This window comes from Streptomyces sp. BoleA5, from assembly GCF_000373665.1.
Classification (GTDB): domain Bacteria; phylum Actinomycetota; class Actinomycetes; order Streptomycetales; family Streptomycetaceae; genus Actinacidiphila.
Genome location: NZ_KB892094.1, coordinates 192,892 through 213,543 on the forward strand (window position 1 = coordinate 192,892; position 20,652 = coordinate 213,543).

The following is a 20,652-nucleotide window of genomic DNA, read 5'->3' on the forward strand; positions in this document are numbered from 1 at the left end:
TCCCGGCGAGGGGGACAAGCACGTACCGTGAAGGGATGACGAGCATCGGTGGTGCGGAGATGGTCGACTGGAATCTCGCGGTCGCGACCGCGACCCGCTTCGTGCGGCCCGGCCCGGAGGTCAACCGGGACGAGGCGCGCGCGGTCGTGGCGGAACTGCGGCGGCACGCAAAGGAGTCGGAGGCGCACGTCCGGGCCTTCACCAGGATGTTCGGCGACCAGGAGGACCCGGCCGACACCGGGACCCCGGTGCTGATCGTGGACCGCCCGGGGTGGATCAAGGCGAACGTCGCCGGCTTCCGCGAAGTGCTGAAGCCGCTGCTGGACAAGATGCAGGCCCGCAAGCCGGGCGGCCCCGGCGGTGCCGTGCTGGGCACCGTGGGCGGGAAGGTGACCGGGGTCGAGGTCGGGATGCTGCTGAGCTTCCTGGCCTCGCGCGTGCTCGGCCAGTACGAGACCTTCGCCCCCGCGACCCGTGACATGCCGGCCGGCCCCGCCGCGCCCGGCCCGGGCGAGCCGCGTACCGGGCGGCTCCTGCTGGTGGCCCCCAACATCGTCCACGTGGAGCGCGAACTCGACGTGGACCCGCACGACTTCCGGCTGTGGGTGTGCCTGCACGAGGAGACCCACCGGACGCAGTTCACGGCCGTGCCGTGGCTGCGGGACCACATCGAGCAGGAGATCCAGGCCTTCCTCGGCGAGACGGAGATCGACCCGTCGACGCTGCTTGAGCGGCTCCGTGAGGCGTTCCAGGCGTTCTCTTCCGGCAGCCGGCCCGACGCGGAGGAGGCCTCGGTCGACGCGGACGGCGACGAGGGCCGCAGCCTGATCGACCTGGTGCAGACCCCGAACCAGCGGGAGATCCTGGGCCGGCTGACCGCGGTCATGTCGCTGCTGGAAGGGCACGCCGACTACGTGATGGACGGCGTGGGGCCGGACGTCGTGCCGTCGGTGGCCGAGATCCGCGAGAAGTTCCAGCGCCGCAGGCAGAGCGGAGCCGGGCGGATGGACATGGCGCTGCGCAAACTGCTGGGCCTGGACGCCAAGCTGCGGCAGTACCGTGACGGCGAGCGGTTCGTGCGGGCGGTGGTGGACGAGGCCGGGATCGGCGGCTTCAACCGGATCTGGACCTCGCCCAACACCCTGCCCACCAAGCAGGAGATCGCCAAACCCGCGGACTGGGTGGCACGGGTGCACGGGCGGAGCGAAACCTGAGTCGACCCGGGGCACAGAAGGGCCCCGGGGCCTCCCGGTTCACCCGTCCGAGGGACCGTGGGCGCAGGGTAAGCGTGCGATGCTCGAGTATCGCACGCTTTCTGTCACCATCTAGCTACCCTGCGTCATCTTCACCGTCCCGACGCCTCCCCCAGCCTCTCCAGGAGGGAAACCGGACATGGGTCCCCACCCCGCGGTCGCGGCGATACGCCTGGCGGTCCGCCGCGTACTCCAGGACATCCTGACCGACCACCCCGGCGGCAGCCCGCTCGTGCTGGCCGCCTGCAGCGGCGGAGCCGATTCGATGGCCCTCGCCACCGCCCTCGCATTCGAAGCGCCCAAGCTCGGCATCCGGGCCGGCGGTGTCACCGTCGACCACGGCCTGCAGGAAGGCTCGGCGACCCGCGCCGTCGACGTGGCCGACCGCCTGCGCGGCCTCGGACTCGCCCCGGTGGACGCCGTCGAGGTCACCGTCGGCCGTCAGGGCGGCCCGGAGGCCGCCGCGCGCGACGCGCGGTACGCCGCGCTGGACGCCGTCGCGGAACGCGCCGGCGCCTCCGCCGTGCTGCTCGGCCACACCCGGGACGACCAAGCCGAAACGGTGCTGCTGGGTCTGGCCCGCGGTTCCGGCATCCGGTCGCTGTCCGGTATGCCCGCCGTCAACGGGCGCTACCGCCGCCCCTTCCTGCTGCTGGACCGGGACACGGTCCGCAAGGCCTGCCTGGTGCAGGGCATCGACGTGTGGGAGGACCCGCACAACCACGACCCCGCCTACACCCGCTCCCGGGTCCGCCACGAGGCGCTGCCGGTGCTGGAGAAGTCCCTGGGCAAGGGCGTCGTGGAGGCGCTGGCCCGCACCGCCCAGCTGTCCCGGGACGACGCCGACGCCCTCGACCAGTGGGCGGCCCAGGCCGAGCGGACGGCCGCCGACGCCGACGGCGGGCTGGACGTCGCCCGGCTGCTGACCCTTCCCGCCGCGGTGCGCCGCCGGGTGCTGCGCCGTGCGGCCGTCGCGGCGGGCTCGCCCGCCGGTTCGCTCTTCGCCCGGCACATCGAGGAGACCGACCGCCTGCTCACCGGATGGCGTGGGCAGAAACCGCTCAACCTACCGGGCGGCGTCGCCGTCGGCCGGCGGAATGGCAGACTGTTCTTCCAGGCCCTGTAGACCGAGCCGGAAGTTGTGCGGGTGAACGAGAACGACATGGGCACCGACCTTGAGAAGGTGCTCATCTCCAAGCAAGAGATCGACGCCAAGCTGGCGGAGCTGGCTGCGCAGATCGACAAGGACTACGAGGGCAAGGACCTTCTGATCGTCGGCGTCCTCAAGGGCGCCGTCATGGTGATGGCGGACCTCGCGCGAACGCTGTCCTCCCAGGTCACCATGGACTGGATGGCCGTGTCCTCGTACGGCGCGGGGACCAAGTCCTCGGGTGTCGTGCGGATCCTCAAGGACCTGGACACCGACATCGCCGGGCGGGACGTCCTGATCGTCGAGGACATCATCGACTCCGGTCTGACCCTGTCCTGGCTGATCAGCAACCTGGGCTCGCGCCGCCCGGCCTCGCTCGAGGTCTGCACGCTGCTGCGCAAGCCGGACGCCGCCAAGGTCGAGATCGATGTGAAGTACGTCGGTTTCGACATCCCCAACGAGTTCGTGGTCGGCTACGGCCTGGACTTCGCGGAGAAGTACCGGAACCTGCCGTTCATCGGCACCCTTGCGCCGCACGTGTACGGCGGCTGAGGCTCCGGGAACCCCGACGCCCTCCTCCGCGTTGGAGGGTGGTAACGCTGTTTGTTTACGGTCTCCGGCAACTTCGGGTGACAATGCTGGGGTACCGTCCGAAGGTCGGTTCATACACCGGATGCACCGGCGGCCCCCAGGCCGCGGTGCCTCACTGTGGCAGGAGGGACGGGGCGTGTTCGCCCCGCATGGATGGACGTGAAGCGCTATTTCCGTGGGCCAGTCATGTGGATCGTGCTGGCTGTCCTCGCTGTGGTCGTTTTGATGCAGGTCGTCGGCTCGTCCGGTGGCTACAAGACGGTGGACACCGGCCAGGCCATCGAGGCCATCAACAGCAACCAGGCCAAGTCCGCCGAGCTGACCACAGGCGACGAGAACACGATCAAGGTCGAGCTCAAGGACGGCGCCAAGGTAGGCGGCAAGGACCTGGGCTCCAAGATCAAGGCGAGCTACATCGGCGACCAGGGCGTCGACGTGGCGAAGATCCTGCAGGCCAAGGTCGACGACACCGACAAGAGCACGCTGCCCGACGGCTACACCGTCGCGCCCTCGAAGCAGAACGCCTTCGTCGGCATTCTGTTGTCGCTGCTGCCCTTCGTCCTCATCGTCGTGGTCTTCCTGTTCCTGATGAATCAGATGCAGGGCGGCGGCTCCCGGGTGATGAACTTCGGGAAGTCCAAGGCCAAGCTGATCACCAAGGACACCCCGAAGACGACCTTCGCCGACGTCGCGGGCTCGGACGAGGCCGTCGAGGAGCTCCAGGAGATCAAGGAGTTCCTGCAGGAGCCGGCGAAGTTCCAGGCCGTCGGCGCCAAGATCCCCAAGGGTGTGCTGCTCTACGGCCCGCCCGGAACGGGCAAGACCCTGCTCGCGCGCGCCGTCGCCGGCGAGGCGGGCGTCCCGTTCTACTCGATCTCCGGATCCGACTTCGTCGAGATGTTCGTGGGTGTCGGCGCCTCGCGTGTCCGCGACCTGTTCGAGCAGGCCAAGGCGAACGCCCCGGCCATCGTCTTCGTCGACGAGATCGACGCCGTCGGCCGGCACCGCGGTGCGGGTCTCGGCGGCGGTCACGACGAGCGCGAGCAGACGCTCAACCAGCTGCTGGTCGAGATGGACGGCTTCGACGTCAAGGGCGGCGTCATCCTGATCGCCGCCACCAACCGCCCGGACATCCTGGACCCGGCGCTGCTGCGCCCGGGCCGGTTCGACCGGCAGATCGCCGTCGACCGCCCCGACCTGCAGGGCCGTCTGGAGATCCTCCAGGTCCACCAGAAGGGCAAGCCGGTCGCCCCGGACGTCGACCTGAAGGCCGTCGCCCGCCGCACCCCCGGCTTCACCGGTGCCGACCTGGCGAACGTCCTCAACGAGGCGGCGCTGCTCACCGCGCGCAGCGACAAGAAGCTGGTCGACAACGCGATGCTGGACGAGGCCATCGACCGTGTCGTGGCCGGCCCGCAGAAGCGCACCCGGATCATGTCCGACAAGGAGAAGAAGATCACCGCGTACCACGAGGGCGGTCACGCCCTGGTCGCCGCGGCTTCTCCGAACAGCGACCCGGTGCACAAGATCACGATCCTGTCGCGCGGCCGTGCCCTCGGCTACACGATGGTCCTGCCGGACGAGGACAAGTACTCCACCACCCGCAACGAGATGCTCGACCGGCTCGCCATGACCATGGGCGGCCGCGCGGCGGAGGAGCTGGTCTTCCACGACCCGACCACCGGTGCCGCGGACGACATCGAGAAGGCCACCACCACGGCCCGCGCGATGGTGACCCAGTACGGCATGACCGAGCGGCTGGGCGCGATCAAGTTCGGGACGAGCGACGGGGAGCCCTTCCTCGGCCGTGAGATGTCCCACCAGCGCGACTACTCGGAAGAGGTCGCCGGGCTGGTCGACGAAGAGGTCAAGAAGCTCATCGAGACCGCGCACAACGAGGCGTGGGAGATCCTCGTCGAGAACCGCGACGTCCTCGACAACCTGGTTCTGGCCCTCCTGGACAAGGAGACGCTGAACAAGGAGGAGCTCGCCGAGATCTTCAAGCCGATCGTCAAGCGCCCGCCGCGTCCGGCCTGGACGGGTTCCTCGCGGCGTACGCCGTCGACCCGCCCGCCGGTGCTCTCGCCCCGTGAGCTCGCCCTGACCAACGGCACCCAGCCGACGGCCAACGGCAGCGCCACGGCGTCCCTGAGCAAGCCCGCCGAGACGGTGGAGCTCCCGGAGGAGCCGAACCCCGAGGCCTGACACCTCGGACGTGGCCTTGGTCACGGACATCGGAATGCGTGCCGCGCCCCCCAGGTTTCCTATCCTGGGGGGCGCTGCGTTTCCGCGGTTCCCGCGGTACGACGCATTCGGTACGTCTGAGGAACGAGGCACACATGACCGACCCGGTGACCCTTGAGGGCGCACTGCGCCCCGTCGGAGAGTTCGACGAGAAGCGCGCCGAGAACGCGGTCCGTGAGCTGCTGATCGCGGTCGGGGAGGACCCCGACCGCGAGGGTCTTCGGGAGACCCCCGCGCGGGTGGCCCGGGCGTACCGGGAGATCTTCGCCGGGCTCTACCAGGAGCCCGAGGACGTCCTGACGACCACCTTCGACCTCGGCCACGACGAGATGGTCCTGGTCAAGGACATCGAGGTGCTGTCGAGCTGCGAGCACCACCTGGTGCCGTTCGTGGGCGTCGCCCACGTCGGCTACATCCCCTCGTCGGACGGCAAGATCACCGGCCTGTCGAAGCTGGCCCGTCTGGTCGACGTCTTCGCCCGCCGCCCGCAGGTGCAGGAGCGGCTGACCACGCAGATCGCGGACTCGCTCATGCGGATACTCGAACCGCGCGGCGTGATCGTGGTCATCGAGTGCGAGCACATGTGCATGACGATGCGCGGGGTCCGCAAGCCCGGCGCGAAGACCATCACCTCGGCGGTGCGGGGGCAGTTGCGCGACTCCGCCACCCGCGCCGAGGCGATGAGCCTGATCATGGCCAAGTGACCTGAGGGGCCGCGGCCCCCGGCCGTCCCGGCCGATGTTCTGGACGCCCTGGAGCTGGGCGACGAGGCCGTCGTGGAGACCTCCCGCTTGTCCCTGTCCGGGCGGGCGATGCGCAACGTGCGGCAGATGGTCAAGCGCACCGAGCGCGCCGGCTATGTGTGCCGGGTCCGGCGTGTGGCGGAGCTGGGCGAGGAGGAACGCGACGCGGTCCGCCGCGCGGCCGACGCCTGGCGGGGTACGGACACCGAGCGGGGCTTCTCCATGGCGCTGGGCCGCTTCGGCGACGCCGCGGACGAGGGGAGTGCGTGGTGGTGACGGCGTACGACGGCCAGGACGCGCTGCGGGCGGTGCTGCACCTCGTGCCCTGGGGCGAGGACGGCATGTCGCTGGACCTCATGCGGCGCGACCGGTCCGCCGACCCGGGGCTGAACGAACTGCTGATCGTGGCCGCGCTGGGCGAGGCGCCGCGGCTGGGCGTGCGGCGGGTGTCGCTGAACTTCGCGATGTTCCGGTCGGCGCCGGCCCGCGGGGAGCGGCTCGGCGCGGGGCCGGTGCTGCGGACCTGGCGGGGCCTGCTGGTCTTCCTGTCCCGGTGGTTCCAGATCGAGTCGCTGTGCCGGTTCAACGCCAAGTTCCAGCCCGAGTGGCTGCCGCGCTTCCTGGTCTTCCGGGCCACCGGGGACCTCCCGCGGATCGGGCTGGCCGCCATGCGGGCCGAGGGATTCGTCACCCTGGCCCTCCCCGCCTGGGCCTCACGGCGCCTGCGGTGAGCGGCCCGCTCTAGGCTGAGCCCATGGGTACGTTGCGCGGCCACGTGGCCGGATTGCCGTCCTGGGACCGGTGCGCGGTCATGGGCGTGGTGAACGTCACGCCGGACTCGTTCTCGGACGGCGGCGAGTGGTTCGACACCGAGCTGGCGGTGAAGCACGGCCTGGACCTCGTCGCGGCCGGTGCCGACCTGGTGGACGTCGGCGGCGAGTCGACCCGTCCGGGCGCGGCGCGGGTGGACGAGGCGGAGGAACTGCGCAGGGTCGTCCCGGTCGTGCGCGAGCTGACCCGGGCCGGGGCGGTGGTGAGCGTGGACACGATGCGGGCCGCGGTCGCGGAGAAGGCGGTCGAGGCGGGCGCGGTCCTGGTCAACGACGTCAGCGGCGGTCAGGCGGACCCGGCGATGATCCCGGTCGTCGCGGCGACCGGCAGCCCGTTCATCGTGATGCACTGGCGGGGCCAGAGCATCGACATGAACAACCGGGCGGTCTACCGGGACGTCGTGGGCGAGGTCACCGCGGAGCTGCGGCACAGCTTCGACCGCGCCGTGGCGGGCGGCATCGACCCGGAGCGGATCGTCCTCGACCCGGGGCTGGGCTTCGCGAAGAACGCCGAGCACGACCTGACCCTGATCGCCCACCTGGAGGACCTGCGGGCCCTGGGCCGCCCCCTGCTGATCGCGGCCTCCCGCAAGCGGTTCCTCGGCCGGGTACTGGCCGGCGAGGGCGGCGATCCGCCCCCGGCGAGGGAGCGCGACGCCGCCACGGCCGCCGTCACCGCCATCGTGGCGGGCCGCGGCGCCTGGGCGGTCCGGGTGCACGAGGTGCACGACAGCGCCGATGCCGTGCGGGTCGCACGGGCACTGGAGGGGGCACGATGACGCCGCGCACAGCCGAGGCCGCACGGGTCGAGCAGGCGAACCAGGCGTTCTACGACGCCGTGGAGCAGTCCGACCTGGACGCGCTGGAGGAGCTGGTGCTGACCGGCCCGCTGGCGGAGACGGTGTCCGTGGTGCACCCGGGCTGGCCGGTGCTGCGGGGACGCCGCGAGGTGATGCGCTCCTACGCCCTGATCATGGCGAACACCGAGTACATCCAGTTCTTCCTGACCGACGTCGAGGTGGCGGTCGACGGCGACACGGCCCTGGTGACCTGCACCGAGAACATCCTCACCGGCGGCCCCGCCGAGGAGGAGGGCGAGATGGGCTCGCTCGTGGGCGGCCTGGTGGTCGCCACGAATGTGTTTCGGCGCACATCCGAGGGCTGGCGGCTGTGGGTGCACCACGGCTCGCCGGTGATGGCCGACGGCATCGACGAGGACGCCGCGGAGGACGTGGACAACGGCGGCGAGGGGTCCGCCTGAGGCGTTCTGACCACCCGTTCGTGCCAAGAACCGGCAAGAAGTTGTGAAGGCGCGAGTAGGACACCGCGTCCCCGGGTAAGCGCGGGGTCGGCCGCCTCGCCGCCCGGTACTCGGGACTGTCGGCGGTCGAAGGTACATTCGAGTAAGGGCAGTGCGGCGCTCCCCTCCCGCTGGGCGGGCGGACCGCGCCCGTCCGTCCGTTCGTCGACCTGCGGGAGTGAATCGTGGATCGTGTCGCGCTGCGCGGCCTGAAGGCCCGCGGGCACCACGGCGTGTTCGAGCACGAGCGCCGCGAGGGCCAGGACTTCTTCGTGGACCTCGTCCTCGGCCTGGACACCGCCCCCGCCGCAGCGACGGACGACCTGACCAGGACCGTGCACTACGGCATCGTGGCCGAGGAGGTCACCGCCGTCGTCGAGGGCGAGCCCGTGGACCTGATCGAGACCTTGGCCCAGCGGATCGCCGACCAGGTCCTCAAGCACGACCTGGTCCAGGAGGTGGAGGTCACCGTGCACAAACCACAGGCCCCGATCACCGTCCCGTTCGCCGATGTGTCCGTCACCATCACCCGGAGGCGCCCGTGAGCTACGACCCCACCGTGCAGCCCGTCCCCGCCTCCGTCGTCGCGCAGGTCGACGCCGCGGACTCGACGCTGCAGAACCCGAAGTACGCCGTCATCTCGCTGGGCAGCAACCTCGGCAACCGCCTGGAGACGCTGCAGGGCGCCGTGGACGCCCTGGAGGACACCCCGGGCCTGCGGGTGAAGAAGGTCTCCCCGGTGTACGAGACGGAGCCCTGGGGCGTCGAGCCGGGCTCGCAGCCGAACTACTTCAACGCCGTGGTCCTGGTCAGGACGACGCTCCCGCCGTCCTCGCTGCTGGAGCGCGGACGGGCGATCGAGGACGCCTTCGCCCGGACCCGCGGTGAGCGCTGGGGTGCGCGCACCATCGACGTCGACATCGTCGCCTACCAGGGCGTCGTCTCCGACGACCCGGAGCTGACGCTGCCGCATCCGCGGGCGCACCAGCGCGCCTTCGTGCTGGCGCCGTGGCTCGACATCGACCCCGGCGCCGAACTGCCGGGCCAGGGGCCGGTGGCGGGTCTGCTGGCGGGCGTGGGCCGGGAGAGCGTGTGGTCCCGGGGCGATGTGGAACTCAGGCTGCCGGAGTAATCGTTACGATCCCGTCCGTACGTTCGTCGATGTGATGTGGGGAGCGAGCACCCGGTGAAGGCGCTGCGCATCAGGACCCTGGTCGGACTGTTCGTGGTCGCCGGAGTGCTCTCGTGGGCGGGGGCGAAGCTGTGGGACTCGCTCGGCACCCTGCCGGGCGTGCCCGTGGCCGCGCCGATCGTGCTCGCGCTGATCGCCGCCGTCCTGGCGGCGACGGCGCTGTCGCTGCGCTCGCGGCTGCGCGCGCAGCGTGAGCGGCGTCCGGGGGCCAAGGGCGTCGACCCGCTGCTGGCCGCCCGCGCGGTGGTCTTCGGCCAGGCCAGCGCCCTGGTCGCCGCGCTGGTCGCGGGGATGTACGGCGGTGTGTGCGCCTTCCTCCTGATGTACCAGATGGACAGCGACCCCCGCCGCGACCAGGCGATCTACGCCGGTGTCGCGGTTATCGCCGGCGCCGCCGTCTGCGCCGCCGCGATCTTCCTGGAGCGGGTCTGCCGCCTCCCCGAGGACGAGGACGACAACCGCACCGGCACGGTGGGCGGCCGGGCGTAGCGCGGGGGCTCCGCCCGGGCTCAGTAGCCCCGCCGGACGTTCTCCGCCGCGGCGTCGGCCTGGCGCCGGGAGCGGCGCCGGCGTTCGGAGGCCAGCTCGGCCAGCGCGTCGTCGAGGGCGGCCAGGACGCGGGCCGCGGAGGCGTCGCTCACGGCCGGTGCCGCGTCGGCGGCAGAGCCGCGGCGCAGGCCGAGCGTGGTGGTCAGGGCGGCCAGGACGGGTTCGTCCGCCGCCATGCGGGCGGCCGCGCGCCGCCGGGCGCGGGAGTCGGTCAGCACGGTCCGGGTGTCGCGGACCAGCCAGTTGCGGTGCCGTTCCCTCACCACCTGGCCCTCGGCCGCCAGGCCGGTCAGGTACGCGTCGGCCAGCCCGCGGCCGCGGCGCCACAGCCAGTCGCCGGGCGCCTCGTACGGCGCCCCGCGCACCAGCGAGGCCGCGGCCTCGGCCAGCAGGGGGTCGGCGATCTCCGGGTGCCCGTCCGGCACCAGGCGGCCGCCCTCCAGGGCGACGGCCCCCGCGGCCAGGAGGTCGACGGCCTCGGCCGCGGCGAGCGCGAGCGAGAGGTCGCCCGGTTCCACGGCGGGTCGGGCGGCCGCGGCCCGTTCCAGGGCGGTGATGATCAGGTCCCGCGGGGTGGTCATGGAACGCTCCGCATCACGAGGCTTCGGCGTCCGGTTCCGTCCGGCGATTGTCGCCCGCTCCGGCCGGGGCCGCCACCGGCTGCCCCGCTCCGGCCGCGTCGCCGTCCTCGCCGTCCTCATTGACCGAACGGCGCAGCGCGGCGTGGAGCGTCGCGGGGGTCAGCACCCCGGCGAAGCGGTCGCCGTCCACGACGGCTATCCAGCCCGCGTCGTGCTGGAGCATCGCGCTGAAGGCCCGCTTGAGGGGGGAGCCCACCGGGACCCAGGCCTCCAGGCGGCGGGTGTGGTCCGCCACGGTGCCCGAGGTGAGGGTGCCCGCGGCGACATAGCCGCGCAGCCCGCCGTCGTCGTCGAGCACGACCGCGTAGGGGTCGCCCTGCTTCGCCAGGAGGGCGGCGGCCTCCGCGGCCGGCGAGCCGGCGCGCACGACGGGCGGGTGCTCCAGGTCGGTGGTCTCGACCGGGGTGACGGACAGTCGCTTCAGACCGCGGTCGGAGCCGACGAAGTCGGCCACGTACGGGGTGGCGGGGGAGCCGAGCACCGTCGCGGGGGTGTCGTACTGCTCGATCCGGCCGGGCCCGAAGACCGCCATGCGGTCGCCGAGCCGGACGGCCTCCTCGATGTCGTGTGTGACGAACAGCACGGTCTTGCGCACCTGTTCCTGCAGCCGCAGGAACTCCGACTGCAGCCGCTCCCGCACCACCGGGTCGACGGCGCCGAAGGGCTCGTCCATCAGCAGCACCGGCGGGTCGGCCGCCAGCGCCCGGGCCACGCCGACCCGCTGCCGCTGGCCGCCGGAGAGTTGCTCGGGGTAGCGGGCGCCGTGCACGGACGGGTCCAGGCCGACGAGTTCCAGCAGCTCGGCGGCGCGCGCCCGGCGCTTGGCGCGGGTCCAGCCGAGCAGGTGCGGCACGGTCTCGGTGTTCTCCAGCACGGTCTTGTGCGGGAACAGCCCGACGTTCTGGATGACGTAGCCGATGCCGCGGCGCAGCCGTACCGGGTCGGTGCGGGCGATGTCCTCTCCGTTCAGCAGGATCCGGCCCGCGGTGGGCTCGATGAGCCGGTTGACCATCTTCATCGTGGTGGTCTTGCCGCAGCCGGACGGCCCGACGAGGGTCACGAGTTCGCCCTCGCGCACCTCGAAGGACAGGTCGTCGACGGCTGTCGTGCCGTCGGGGTAGCGCTTGGTGACGTTCTCGAAGCGGATCATCGGGACCTCTCGTCGGCGCTGGGCGGTTCGGCTCACCCCCCAGCTTGGTACACGCTCGGCGACGGATGTGAAGGGGGTGTTGCGAGGATGTGGCAGGACACCGGGAATGTCCGTGGCCGGGTTTACGCTCACCTGCATGATCTGAACCGGGCGGGGGAGGTGGCATCGCATGGCCGGACAGGACTGTCTCGCGGCGAACGAATGGATTTGCGGCGAGTTCGTGCGCACGCGCAGCCAGGAGTTGGTGGACGCGAGTGTGGAGCATCTGTGGATCACCGCCGCGTCGGTGGCGGCGGGTGTTCTGCTCGCGCTGCCGCTGGCCTTGCTCGCCCGGCGCTGGCGGGCGGCCGCGGCGCCGGTGCTGGGGGTGACGACGGTGCTCTACACGATCCCGTCGCTGGCCCTCTTCTCGCTGCTGGTGCCGGTGTTCGGGATCTCCGCGTCGGTGGTCGTCACCGGCCTGACCCTGTACTCGCTCACCATCCTCGTCAGGAACTTCCTGGCCGGTCTGGACGCTGTGCCCGAGGACGCGCGGGAGGCCGCGCGCGGCATGGGCTACGGACCGATACGCCTGCTGTGGGAGGTCGAGCTGCCGCTGGCGATGCCCGCGGTGATGGCGGGCGTGCGCATCGCCACGGTCGCCACGGTCTCCCTCACCACGGTCGGCTCGCTCATCGGCTACGGGGGTCTCGGCAATCTCATCAAGGACGGCATGAAGAGCTTCTTCAAGGCTGAGGTGCTCACCGCGTCCGTGATCTGCGTGGTGTTCGCCCTCGTCGCCGATCTGCTGCTGCTCGGGGTGCAGCGGCTGCTCACGCCGTGGGCCAGGGCAGCGAAGGCGACCGGCTGATGGGGACGATCCCCGGCGCGTGGGGCTGGCTGACCACGGGCGCCAACTGGACCGGCACCGACGGGGTGCTGCAGCGGCTCGGCGAGCACCTGGCGCTGACCTCCGTGTCGATGGCCATCGCCTGCCTCGTGGCCCTGCCGGTCGCGGTCCTCCTCGGCCACCTCGGCAAGGGCGGCGCGCTCGCCGTGAACCTCTCGAACGTCGGGCGGGCGGTGCCCACCTTCGCCGTCCTGGTGCTGCTCGTCGTCGCGACGAACTCGGTGCGCTACTGGCCCACCGTCATCGCGCTGGTGCTGTTCGCGGTCCCGCCGCTCCTCACCAACACCTACGTCGGCATGCGCCAGGTCGACCGGGACGCGGTGGAGGCCGCCCGCGGCATGGGGATGACCGGCGGCCAGCTGCTGGCCCGGGTGGAGCTCCCGCTCGCGGCGCCCTTCGTCATGAGCGGGGTGCGCTCGGCCGCCGTCCAGGTCATCGCCACCGCCACGCTCGCCGCGATTCCCGGCGAGGGCGGCCTCGGCCGCATCATCACCGCGGGCTTCGCCCAGTTCGACACCCCGAAGGTCGTCGCGGGCGCGGTGCTCGTGGCCGCGTTCGCCCTGCTCGTGGAGGGAGTCTTCCTGTTGTTGCAGCGCCTGGTGTCCCCCGCACGGAAGTCCCGACCCGCCCGAAGACCTGCCCGTTCCACCCATCAGATGGAGTTCACATGAGCAAGGCCCTGCGCACCGCCACCGCCCTGGCCGCTGTGGCGGTCCTCTCCGCGGGCCTGGCGGCCTGCGGCGGCGACAGCCTGGAGAAGAGCGGGGGAGGGGGCAGTTCGCCGGCCGGCGGCTCCAAGGGCTCCCTGACCGTCGGCTCCGCCGGGTTCACCGAGAGCACGGTCCTCGCGCAGCTGTACTCGCAGCTGCTGACCGACGCCGGCTACAAGACCACGATCAAGACCGTCGACAACCGCGAGCTGTACGAACCCGCCCTGGAGAAGGGCCAGATCGACGTCGTCCCCGAGTACGCGGCCACGCTCGCGGAGTTCCTCAACGCGAAGGCGAACGGCAAGGACGCCGCGCCCGTCGCCTCCTCCGACGTCGACGCCACCGTCCAGGCGCTCAGCGAACTCGCCGCCCCGCGCGGGCTGAAGGTGCTGCCGGCCGGGGAGGCCGTCGACCAGAACGCTTTCGCGGTCACCAAGGAATTCGCGGAGAAGAACGACCTCAAGACCCTTTCCGACCTCGGTAAGTCGAAGATCAAGGTCAAGCTCGCCGCGGGCGAGGAATGCTCGATCCGCCCCTTCTGCTCGCCCGGCCTGAAGAAGATCTACGGCATAGACGTCACGTCGGTCGACGCCAAGGGCGTCGGCACCGTCCAGGCCAAGCAGGCCGTCAAGGACGGCACCGACCAACTGGTGCTCACCACGACGACGGACGCCACCCTCGACCAGTTCGGTCTGGTGCTGCTGGAGGACGACAAGGGCCTGCAGAACGCCGACAACCTGCTGCCCGTGGTCAACGCGAAGGAGGCCGGCGGGGCGGACGTCGCCGCCGCCCTCGACAAGCTCACCCAGGTGCTGACCACGGCCGACCTCGCCGGGCTGAACAAGCAGGTGGACTCGGAGCGCAAGAAGCCCGAGGACGTCGCGGCGGATTACCTGAAGTCGAAGGGCCTGCTGAAGGGCTGAGCCCCGCGGGCCGGACCGGCCCGACGGACAAGATCGAATAAATGGTGGCGGGAGGGTGCTCACGTGACGATTCGTATGCGCGTGAGCGCCCTCCGTATTTGTCGTTGGGTGTTCGGTGAGAAATCGGATGCCGCGGCCCCACACGACCCACCGGCACGCTAAGTTCCCTACCATGCCCCGTGGACGCCACCGCCATTCCCAGCCGCTGCACCGGCTGCTCCCGCCCGCGACGGTTGCCGGCTCGGCCGCGGCCCTCGCCGTCGGCGCACTGGTGATCGGTGATCCGGTGCTGCTCCGTGTGTTCGTCGTCGCGGCGGCGGGTGTCGCCGGTGGCGGCGCCTTCCTGCTGCGCAGTTGGGACCGCGCCGCGGGCAAGCAGGTCGCCGATCTCAAGACCGCGCGGGTGCGCGACGAGTGGCGTGCCGACGAGCGGATCGCGGAACTCGAGGTGGACCTCGAGGACTCCCGCGAGCTGCGCGGCAAGCTGGAGAACAAACTGCGCGGCAAGCGCGCCGAACTGGCCCGGCTCCGTTCGGAGCACGCGGACCTGCTGCGCCGCTACGCCACCGCCGAGTCCGAGCGGGCCCGCGCCCTGGAGGACGGCCGCGTCGCGAAGAAGGCGGTCAGCTCCGCGCTCCCCGTGCCCTACACGGCGCCGGTCAGCCCGGCCGCGTACCTGCGGGCGTCCGCCGCGTTGCGGGACCTGTCGCGCAACGGGGCCCGACAGCAGGCCGCGCTCACCGTCGAGGAGGCACGCCGCCGCGACCTCGCGGACACCGACGAGCCGCAGGGCAAGCACGCGCTGGACCCGGCGGTGCGTGACCGTCCCGACGACGCCACCACCAGCGGCAGCGGGAGCAACCCGGCGCTGCCGGTGCGTCAGCCCAAGCTCGTCCCGGCGGTCGCCGCGGCCGTGCTGCCCTACGCCAGGCCGAACCGGCAGGCCAGCCGCGCCCAGGGCGGCTTCGACTTCTTCGGCACGAAGAACGAGAAGGCCCGCCCCCAGGAGCTGGAGGCGGCGGGCGAGACGGCGACGGCGCCCGCGGACGCGGACCTCGCCGACGTCGTCGGGGACGAGGCGGTGGCCGAGCAGGCCGAGGTCATCGACCTGACCGTGCACGACGAGACCGAGCAGCTCGACCTCAGCGAGCTGCGCGCCCGCTCCTCCTGACATTCCTGACATCCGGCGGCCGCGGGCCCCCCGGGGGCGGCCCGCCGGTCACTTGTCGATGTCGCCGACGACGAAGAACATCGAGCCCAGGATCGCCACCATGTCGGCGACGAGCGTGCCCGGCAGCAGCACGGCCAGCGCCTGGACGTTGTTGTAGGACGCCGAGCGCAGCTTCAGGCGGTACGGCGTCTTCTCGCCCTTGGAGACGAGGTAGTAGCCGTTGAGCCCGAGCGGGTTCTCGGTCCAGGCGTACGTGTGGCCCTCGGGGGCCTTGAGCACCTTCGGCAGCCGCTGGTTGACGGGGCCCGGCGGCAACTCGGCCAGCCGGTCCAGGCACGCGTCGGCGAGGTCGAGGGCGTTGTGGGTCTGCTCCAGCAGCACCTCGAAGCGCGCCAGGCAGTCGCCCGCGGTGCGGGTGGGGACCTTCAGGGTGTCGGCGAGCTCCTCGTAGGCCAGGTAGGGCTCGTCCCGGCGCAGGTCGAAGTCGACGCCCGAGGCCCGGGCGATCGGCCCGCTCACCCCGTAGGCGTGCACGTCGTGCGCGGAGAGGACGCCGACGCCGCGGGTGCGGCCGCGGAAGATCTCGTTGCCCAGGACGAGGTCGTCGAAGGTCCCCATGCGGGAGCGCACCTCGGCGACGGCGCCGCGGACCCGGCCGTGCCAGCCGTTGGGGAGGTCCTCCTTGAGGCCGCCGACGCGGTTGAACATGTAGTGCATGCGGCCGCCGGAGACCTCCTCCATGACCGCCTGCAGGTCCTCGCGCTCGCGGAACGCGTGGAAGATCGGGGTGATCCCGCCCAGTTCGAGGGGGTAGGAGCCGAGGAACATCAGGTGGTTGAGCACCCGGTTCAGTTCGGCGAGTAGCGTGCGGGTCCACACCGCGCGCTCCGGCACCTCCATGCCGAGCATGCGTTCCACGGCGAGCACGACGCCGAGTTCGTTGGAGAAGGCGGAGAGCCAGTCGTGCCGGTTGGCCAGCATGATGATCTGGCGGTAGTCCCGGGCCTCGAAGAGCTTCTCGGCGCCCCGGTGCATGTACCCGATGATCGGCTCCGCCGAGCCGATCCGCTCGCCGTCCAGGCTCAGGCGCAGGCGCAGCACACCGTGTGTCGAGGGGTGCTGCGGGCCGATGTTCAGCACCATGTCGGTGCCCTCGGCCGCGCCGCCGATGCCGATCGTGGTCTCCGTCATGGCCCCAGTTTCCCATCCCTTTACGTGGCCGGGGCCGTGCCCCCCGGGGCTCTCCCGGCCGCGGGCACGGGCTGCTCCAGCCAGAGGAAGCCGCCGAGCCCGGACGGGTCGGTGAGTTCGGCCGCCTGGCCCGCGCGGGCCAGGGCGCGCACGTAGCCGGCGGGGTCGGAGGAGGCCAGCGAGAGCGGTGGACGGCCCCCGGTGACCCCCAGGGCGCCCAGGGCCTCGCGCTGGCTGCGCAGGACCGCCCCAGGGCCCGCGCAGGCGTCCATGGCCACGTGTGCCGTGATGTCGCAGGAGCCGTCGGGCACCGGAGGCGAGAGCTCGCGGCCCGCCCGGAACGCGGTGAGCGTCCCGTACGGCGGGCGGGCCCCGGCCAGGTGGCCGTAGTCGACCGCGACGGCGAGCCCGGCCTCCAGGGAGGCCACCGCGGACGCCCAGGCGGAATCCCGCCAGCGGCCGATCTCCGCCCTGGTCCCGGCCTCCGCGCCCTCGACCGGCCACCAGCGGCGCAGCCAGTCGGCGTCCTCCCCGGCCGCCGGCTCGCCGAGGCGTTCGGCGCCGTCCGAGGCGCGGACGAGGACGTGCCGGGGCACCCCGTGCGCGTCGGTCTCCACGACTGCGACCGGCACGTTGTCCAGCCACTCGTTGGCGAACAGCAGGCCCCGCAGGCCCCGCGGGAGCTCCTCGGACCAGCTCACCCGGGCGTCCAGGCCGTCCGGTCGCGGGGCCCTCTCCACCGCGTACGGACGCAGGCGGGCGCCCAGCGTGGCGGGAACCACATCGAGCACCCCCGTGAGCAGTTCCCCGGCGCCCGCGCCGACATCCACCAGGGCCAGTTCGGCGGGGTGCCCGAGGTCCGCGTCGACGCGCTCCAGGAGCCGGGCGACGGCCCCCGCGAAGAGCGGCGAGACATGGACCGACGTGCGGAAATGGGCGGCCGGGCGCTCCTGCCGGAAGAATCCTCCCGGGCCGTACAGGGCCCGCTCCGTGGCCTCCCGCCACCCCGTCCACACGGCTGTGCTGTCGATCACGCCTCCACCGTATGCGCACAACCCGGGGCTTCGGACGGTTGAGCGGCCCATCACCGGTTCCAGGTAGGGTGCCGTGGTCAGAGGTGTGTCCGCCCGTGACGGCCGCGGATGAATCGATCATGAACATTCGCCACCGCGGGGAGCGCACGCCTTTTGCCGGATGCCCCGGTACTGATAGGTGCTGTGCAAGCGACAGGCAGTGGAAGGTGAAGAGCGATGACGGCCGGCAACAACGGTGCCCCCGAGCCCGGGAGTGACGACCCCTTCGCGTACCTGTACCGCCAGGACGGCGAGGAGCCGGGTCAGGCGGCCGCTGCCCAGCCCGGCGTGCCGCGCACCTCGTACAACCAGGTGCAGCGGGTCGGCGAGCGGCGCCCGCAGCAGCCGCAGCAGGGCGGCTACGGCTACCCGCAGCAGCAGCCCGGGTACGGCCAGCAGCCGCCCGCCTACGGTCAGCCGCAGCCCCAGCAGGCCCAGGCGACCCAGCAGTTCCCCCAGGGCCCCGGCGGACCCTCCGGCCCGGCGGGACCGGCCGGTGGCGGAAGCCGCCGCGCGGCCGCTCCGCGCCCCGGCGGCCCCAACAGCAAGGGCCTGCTGATCGGCGCCGTCGCCGTGGTCGCCGCGGTCGCGATCGGCATCGGCGTCGCCATGGCGGGCGGTGACGACGACAACCCGCAGGCGGGAAGCAGCCCGACCCCGACGGCGAGCAGCGACGGCGGCAAGGGCGACGCTTCCGGCGAGCCCTCGGCCCCGGCGAGCGGGGAGCTGCCGGGAGTCGCAGACGCGGCCGATCTGAAGCTCGCCGGCGGCGCCACGGTCACCACCGGTGTCTCCGGGGGCAAGGGCGCCGACGGCAAGTACGTCGCCGGGATGGAGTCCGTGGGCGCCTCCGCCACGTGGACCTTCTCCGCCCCCGAGGACGGCGCGTACACGCTGTTCGTCGAGTACACCGTGCCGGGCGCCGACGGGAACGCCACGATCACCGTCAACGGCGAGAAGCAGCAGCGACCGATGAGCCTGAAGAACTTCGCGAAGGCCAAGCCCGGTGACTACCAGGGCGGTTGGACGAAGACCTACAGCTACATCCGGCTGAAGCAGGGCGAGAACACGGTGGCCCTGTCCTGCGAGGCGGGCAACCAGTGCAACTACTACCTTGACCAGGTCTCGGTCGAGCAGGGCGAGCACAAGAGTTAGAAGGACTTGTCCGGTGGATCATGTAGGGAGCCTGACGGGGAGCGCTACTGCGGTGGCGGTACCGAGGTAGACGTGTCTGCGCTTGTCATAGCGGATGGCCACGGGCCTGGTGCTGCTTCCGCCGCTTGATCGCCCGGTCGATGGTGTTGCGCTTCTTGTGCCGCTCTTCGTCGAAGCCGCGTGGCCGTCCGTCGCGTGAGTCTTTGCGCAGGCGGGTGGCCCGGGTGTCAGCCTTCTCCGGGAGCGTGTGCCGGATTCCTTGGCGTCGCAGGTACTCGCGAACAAGCCGGTTCCTGTAGTCCTTCTCCGTCGCAACGCTGTCGGGCTTCGTGCGAGGTTTGACCGGTCCGGGTTTGGCGATGCGAACCATCTTCAGCACCTGCTTGAGATGGGTGCAGCCAGCCCGTTGTCGCAGTGTGACGATCAGGGACAGCGGGCGCCCTTCGATGCCGGGATCGGTGCGGGCGCCGGCCGCGTGCACATGTGCGCGGACGATGGTGGATTCCACGAGTCCCCCCGGCCGTGCCGCAGCCTGGACCTGCTACGACAGACGCTCCCATGTCCCCTCGGCCGACCACAGTCGGTGTCGTTCGTAGGGTCTCCCACGGTCCGAACCGTTCGGGCAGGTCACGCTACTGGAAACTGGTCCGCACCCGGTGCAGGATGCCGTCGATGACCTGCCGGTGATTCCGACACCTGCCACAACGCCTGTTGGTGGCGGAGTGGGTACGGCCGCAGCCGTTCCCACTGCGCGTCATTCAGATCACCCCGCCTCATGTCCACATCAGTTACCCGGACACCGGGTAGTCACATGATCGGCAGAGGGCAAATCCTAGTGCGACTCTGCCCCGTGGGCTAAGATCGCGAAGTCTGTCATGGACCCGTCAACTATCGAAGATCCGGAGTACTTAGACCGACCGGCAAATGGATCATGTGAGGCGTCGAGTGGTGGGTCGGTCGTCCCAGCGGTAGCGACTCGTTGCTCGGCGGATCAGCATGCGGAGCGTGACGAGGGTGGCGGCGAGGTAGAGGTAGAAGTCCACGACCTTGCCGCTTCTCTCCGTGCAGCGCCGTAGCTTGCCGTAGTCGTTCATCCATGAGTGCGTGCGTTCGACCACCCAGCGTTTGCCGGCCTGGATCGGAGCCGGCACGCCCTTGCGCGCGATCTCGGCAGAGAATCCCAACTCTGCCACCAGCGCACGGGACTTGGCACTGTCGTAACCGCGGTCGAGGTTGACGTTGACCGTCATCGGCATCGCGCCGACCTGGGCTTTCGCGGCTTCCAGGGTGGGGCCGAGCAGAGGCGAGTCGTGCCGGTTGGCACCGTCGGAGACGATCCCGAGAGGGACACCGCACGCGTCGGAGGCGACGGAGCGCTTCAGCCCCTGCTTGCCCCGGTCGACCGGGGAACGTCCGGCCTTCTCGCCCCCGGAAGGAGCCTTGGTGATGCAGCCGTCAACGGAGATCTCGCTCAGCCCCAGGCCGATCATCCGGTCGTACGCCTCAAGCGCGAGGGCGTGCACCTGACCGGATATTCCCAGCTCAGCCCACTCTTTGACGCGCCGTCGGATCGTGCGGTCAGAACATCCGGGACTGGAGATCCGTTCGTATCCGGAGCCGTGGACCAGCGCGAGCACGATGTGCTCGAAGACCTTCCGGTCGGAGATCCGACGGCGGTGACAGCCGAGCGGATGGTCCGCGACGAACTCTCCCCGGACGGGCAGAAGGGCAGCGAACTGGTTCCAGAGGGGTTCAAGCAGGCAAGATGGCAGAGCGGGCACGGCGTCCTTCATGATCACTGAGCGTAGAGAACTCCATGATCACGTAGGCCCGTGCCCGTGCCGCATCCAGACCATCTCTCAGACGCACAGCGGCCACCTATTGCCGGTCGGTCTTA

Annotated in this window: 21 protein-coding genes and 1 pseudogene; 16 read left to right on the plus strand and 6 right to left on the minus strand. The window is 71.3% G+C overall.

Annotated features, from left to right (window positions below):
* Positions 1–35: 35 nt before the first annotated feature.
* From B085_RS0110410 to B085_RS0110465, 11 genes and pseudogenes are all read left to right on the plus strand, one after another.
* Positions 36–1,214, plus strand: coding sequence for a zinc-dependent metalloprotease (locus tag B085_RS0110410; RefSeq protein ID WP_018558509.1), 1,179 nt, complete (start codon positions 36–38; stop codon positions 1,212–1,214).
* Positions 1,215–1,392: 178 nt separating this feature from the next.
* A complete protein-coding gene (gene tilS / locus B085_RS0110415; RefSeq protein ID WP_018558510.1) occupies positions 1,393–2,379 on the plus strand; it encodes a tRNA lysidine(34) synthetase TilS in 987 nt (328 codons plus the stop codon).
* Positions 2,380–2,415: 36 nt separating this feature from the next.
* Positions 2,416–2,955 (plus strand): hypoxanthine phosphoribosyltransferase, encoded by a 540-nt coding sequence (gene hpt, locus B085_RS0110420; protein WP_037731546.1) that lies wholly within the window; start codon positions 2,416–2,418, stop codon positions 2,953–2,955.
* Positions 2,956–3,147: 192 nt separating this feature from the next.
* Positions 3,148–5,199: an ATP-dependent zinc metalloprotease FtsH gene (gene ftsH / locus B085_RS0110425; RefSeq protein WP_026250884.1), complete on the plus strand. Its 2,052-nt coding sequence runs from the start codon at positions 3,148–3,150 to the stop codon at positions 5,197–5,199.
* Between the two features lie 134 nt (positions 5,200–5,333).
* A complete protein-coding gene (folE, locus tag B085_RS0110430; RefSeq protein ID WP_018558513.1) occupies positions 5,334–5,942 on the plus strand; it encodes a GTP cyclohydrolase I FolE in 609 nt (202 codons plus the stop codon).
* Positions 5,943–5,981: 39 nt separating this feature from the next.
* A pseudogene (locus B085_RS41945) lies at positions 5,982–6,712 on the plus strand (phosphatidylglycerol lysyltransferase domain-containing protein); the annotation flags it as partial.
* Positions 6,713–6,735: 23 nt separating this feature from the next.
* Complete coding sequence (gene folP / locus B085_RS0110445; protein WP_179279670.1) at positions 6,736–7,590, plus strand: dihydropteroate synthase; 855 nt, start codon at positions 6,736–6,738, stop codon at positions 7,588–7,590.
* Positions 7,587–8,072, plus strand: a complete 486-nt coding sequence (locus B085_RS0110450; RefSeq protein ID WP_018558515.1) for a nuclear transport factor 2 family protein — start codon at positions 7,587–7,589, stop codon at positions 8,070–8,072. Before folP ends, B085_RS0110450 begins: the two co-directional genes overlap by 4 nt.
* A 224-nt stretch (positions 8,073–8,296) precedes the next feature.
* Complete coding sequence (gene folB / locus B085_RS0110455) at positions 8,297–8,656, plus strand: dihydroneopterin aldolase (RefSeq protein WP_018558516.1); 360 nt, start codon at positions 8,297–8,299, stop codon at positions 8,654–8,656.
* Positions 8,653–9,243, plus strand: coding sequence for a 2-amino-4-hydroxy-6-hydroxymethyldihydropteridine diphosphokinase (gene folK, locus B085_RS0110460; protein WP_018558517.1), 591 nt, complete (start codon positions 8,653–8,655; stop codon positions 9,241–9,243). The genes folB and folK overlap by 4 nt, the downstream gene beginning before the upstream one ends.
* 54 nt (positions 9,244–9,297) lie before the next feature.
* Entirely contained in the window at positions 9,298–9,792 is a 495-nt protein-coding gene (locus tag B085_RS0110465; protein ID WP_018558518.1) for a DUF3180 domain-containing protein, read from the plus strand.
* 20 nt (positions 9,793–9,812) lie between these two features.
* Here the strand turns inward: B085_RS0110465 and B085_RS0110470 are convergent, their stop codons facing one another.
* Together B085_RS0110470 and B085_RS0110475 are read right to left on the minus strand one after the other, a co-directional pair.
* Positions 9,813–10,433 (minus strand): GPP34 family phosphoprotein, encoded by a 621-nt coding sequence (locus tag B085_RS0110470; protein ID WP_018558519.1) that lies wholly within the window; start codon positions 10,431–10,433, stop codon positions 9,813–9,815.
* Positions 10,434–10,446: 13 nt separating this feature from the next.
* Complete coding sequence (locus B085_RS0110475; RefSeq protein WP_018558520.1) at positions 10,447–11,643, minus strand: ABC transporter ATP-binding protein; 1,197 nt, start codon at positions 11,641–11,643, stop codon at positions 10,447–10,449.
* Positions 11,644–11,812: 169 nt separating this feature from the next.
* On the opposite strand from B085_RS0110475, the gene B085_RS0110480 reads away from it, so the two are divergent.
* The 4 genes from B085_RS0110480 to B085_RS0110495 all read left to right on the plus strand — a co-directional run bounded on the left by B085_RS0110480 (position 11,813) and on the right by B085_RS0110495 (position 15,336).
* Entirely contained in the window at positions 11,813–12,493 is a 681-nt protein-coding gene (locus tag B085_RS0110480; RefSeq protein WP_018558521.1) for an ABC transporter permease, read from the plus strand.
* A complete protein-coding gene (locus B085_RS0110485; protein ID WP_037731548.1) occupies positions 12,493–13,203 on the plus strand; it encodes an ABC transporter permease in 711 nt (236 codons plus the stop codon). Before B085_RS0110480 ends, B085_RS0110485 begins: the two co-directional genes overlap by 1 nt.
* Positions 13,200–14,165 (plus strand): ABC transporter substrate-binding protein, encoded by a 966-nt coding sequence (locus B085_RS0110490; RefSeq protein WP_018558523.1) that lies wholly within the window; start codon positions 13,200–13,202, stop codon positions 14,163–14,165. Before B085_RS0110485 ends, B085_RS0110490 begins: the two co-directional genes overlap by 4 nt.
* Before the next feature lie 172 nt (positions 14,166–14,337).
* A complete protein-coding gene (locus B085_RS0110495) occupies positions 14,338–15,336 on the plus strand; it encodes a hypothetical protein (RefSeq protein WP_018558524.1) in 999 nt (332 codons plus the stop codon).
* Between the two features lie 48 nt (positions 15,337–15,384).
* On the opposite strand, the gene B085_RS0110500 is transcribed toward B085_RS0110495, so the two are convergent.
* Positions 15,385–16,527, minus strand: a complete 1,143-nt coding sequence (locus tag B085_RS0110500) for an NADH-quinone oxidoreductase subunit D (RefSeq protein ID WP_018558525.1) — start codon at positions 16,525–16,527, stop codon at positions 15,385–15,387.
* 20 nt (positions 16,528–16,547) lie between these two features.
* A complete protein-coding gene (locus tag B085_RS0110505) occupies positions 16,548–17,561 on the minus strand; it encodes an SAM-dependent methyltransferase (protein ID WP_018558526.1) in 1,014 nt (337 codons plus the stop codon).
* 216 nt (positions 17,562–17,777) lie between these two features.
* Between B085_RS0110505 and B085_RS0110510 the strand changes: the two genes are divergently transcribed.
* On the plus strand, positions 17,778–18,755 hold the full coding sequence (locus B085_RS0110510) for a hypothetical protein (RefSeq protein ID WP_018558527.1): 978 nt from the start codon (positions 17,778–17,780) through the stop codon (positions 18,753–18,755).
* Between the two features lie 85 nt (positions 18,756–18,840).
* Here the strand turns inward: B085_RS0110510 and B085_RS51870 are convergent, their stop codons facing one another.
* Both B085_RS51870 and B085_RS0110520 read right to left on the minus strand, forming a co-directional pair.
* On the minus strand, positions 18,841–19,263 hold the full coding sequence (locus tag B085_RS51870; protein ID WP_420706588.1) for a hypothetical protein: 423 nt from the start codon (positions 19,261–19,263) through the stop codon (positions 18,841–18,843).
* Between the two features lie 421 nt (positions 19,264–19,684).
* Positions 19,685–20,536, minus strand: a complete 852-nt coding sequence (locus B085_RS0110520; RefSeq protein ID WP_026250888.1) for an IS5 family transposase — start codon at positions 20,534–20,536, stop codon at positions 19,685–19,687.
* Positions 20,537–20,652 lie beyond the last annotated feature (116 nt).

Bases quoted from the DNA above. Each gene is read 5' to 3' on its own strand.
- folP (WP_179279670.1), top strand. From the start codon at position 6,736: ATGGGTACGTTGCGCGGCCACGTGGCCGGATTGCCGTCCTGGGACCGG.
- B085_RS0110490 (WP_018558523.1), top strand. From the start codon at position 13,200: ATGAGCAAGGCCCTGCGCACCGCCACCGCCCTGGCCGCTGTGGCGGTC.
- tilS (WP_018558510.1), top strand. From the start codon at position 1,393: ATGGGTCCCCACCCCGCGGTCGCGGCGATACGCCTGGCGGTCCGCCGC.
- B085_RS0110450 (WP_018558515.1), top strand. From the start codon at position 7,587: ATGACGCCGCGCACAGCCGAGGCCGCACGGGTCGAGCAGGCGAACCAG.
- folE (WP_018558513.1), top strand. From the start codon at position 5,334: ATGACCGACCCGGTGACCCTTGAGGGCGCACTGCGCCCCGTCGGAGAG.
- B085_RS0110495 (WP_018558524.1), top strand. From the start codon at position 14,338: ATGCCCCGTGGACGCCACCGCCATTCCCAGCCGCTGCACCGGCTGCTC.
- B085_RS0110470 (WP_018558519.1), bottom strand. From the start codon at position 10,433: ATGACCACCCCGCGGGACCTGATCATCACCGCCCTGGAACGGGCCGCG.
- B085_RS0110510 (WP_018558527.1), top strand. From the start codon at position 17,778: ATGACGGCCGGCAACAACGGTGCCCCCGAGCCCGGGAGTGACGACCCC.
- B085_RS0110410 (WP_018558509.1), top strand. From the start codon at position 36: ATGACGAGCATCGGTGGTGCGGAGATGGTCGACTGGAATCTCGCGGTC.
- ftsH (WP_026250884.1), top strand. From the start codon at position 3,148: ATGGACGTGAAGCGCTATTTCCGTGGGCCAGTCATGTGGATCGTGCTG.
- hpt (WP_037731546.1), top strand. From the start codon at position 2,416: ATGGGCACCGACCTTGAGAAGGTGCTCATCTCCAAGCAAGAGATCGAC.
- B085_RS0110480 (WP_018558521.1), top strand. From the start codon at position 11,813: ATGGCCGGACAGGACTGTCTCGCGGCGAACGAATGGATTTGCGGCGAG.
- B085_RS0110500 (WP_018558525.1), bottom strand. From the start codon at position 16,527: ATGACGGAGACCACGATCGGCATCGGCGGCGCGGCCGAGGGCACCGAC.
- B085_RS0110475 (WP_018558520.1), bottom strand. From the start codon at position 11,643: ATGATCCGCTTCGAGAACGTCACCAAGCGCTACCCCGACGGCACGACA.
- B085_RS0110485 (WP_037731548.1), top strand. From the start codon at position 12,493: ATGGGGACGATCCCCGGCGCGTGGGGCTGGCTGACCACGGGCGCCAAC.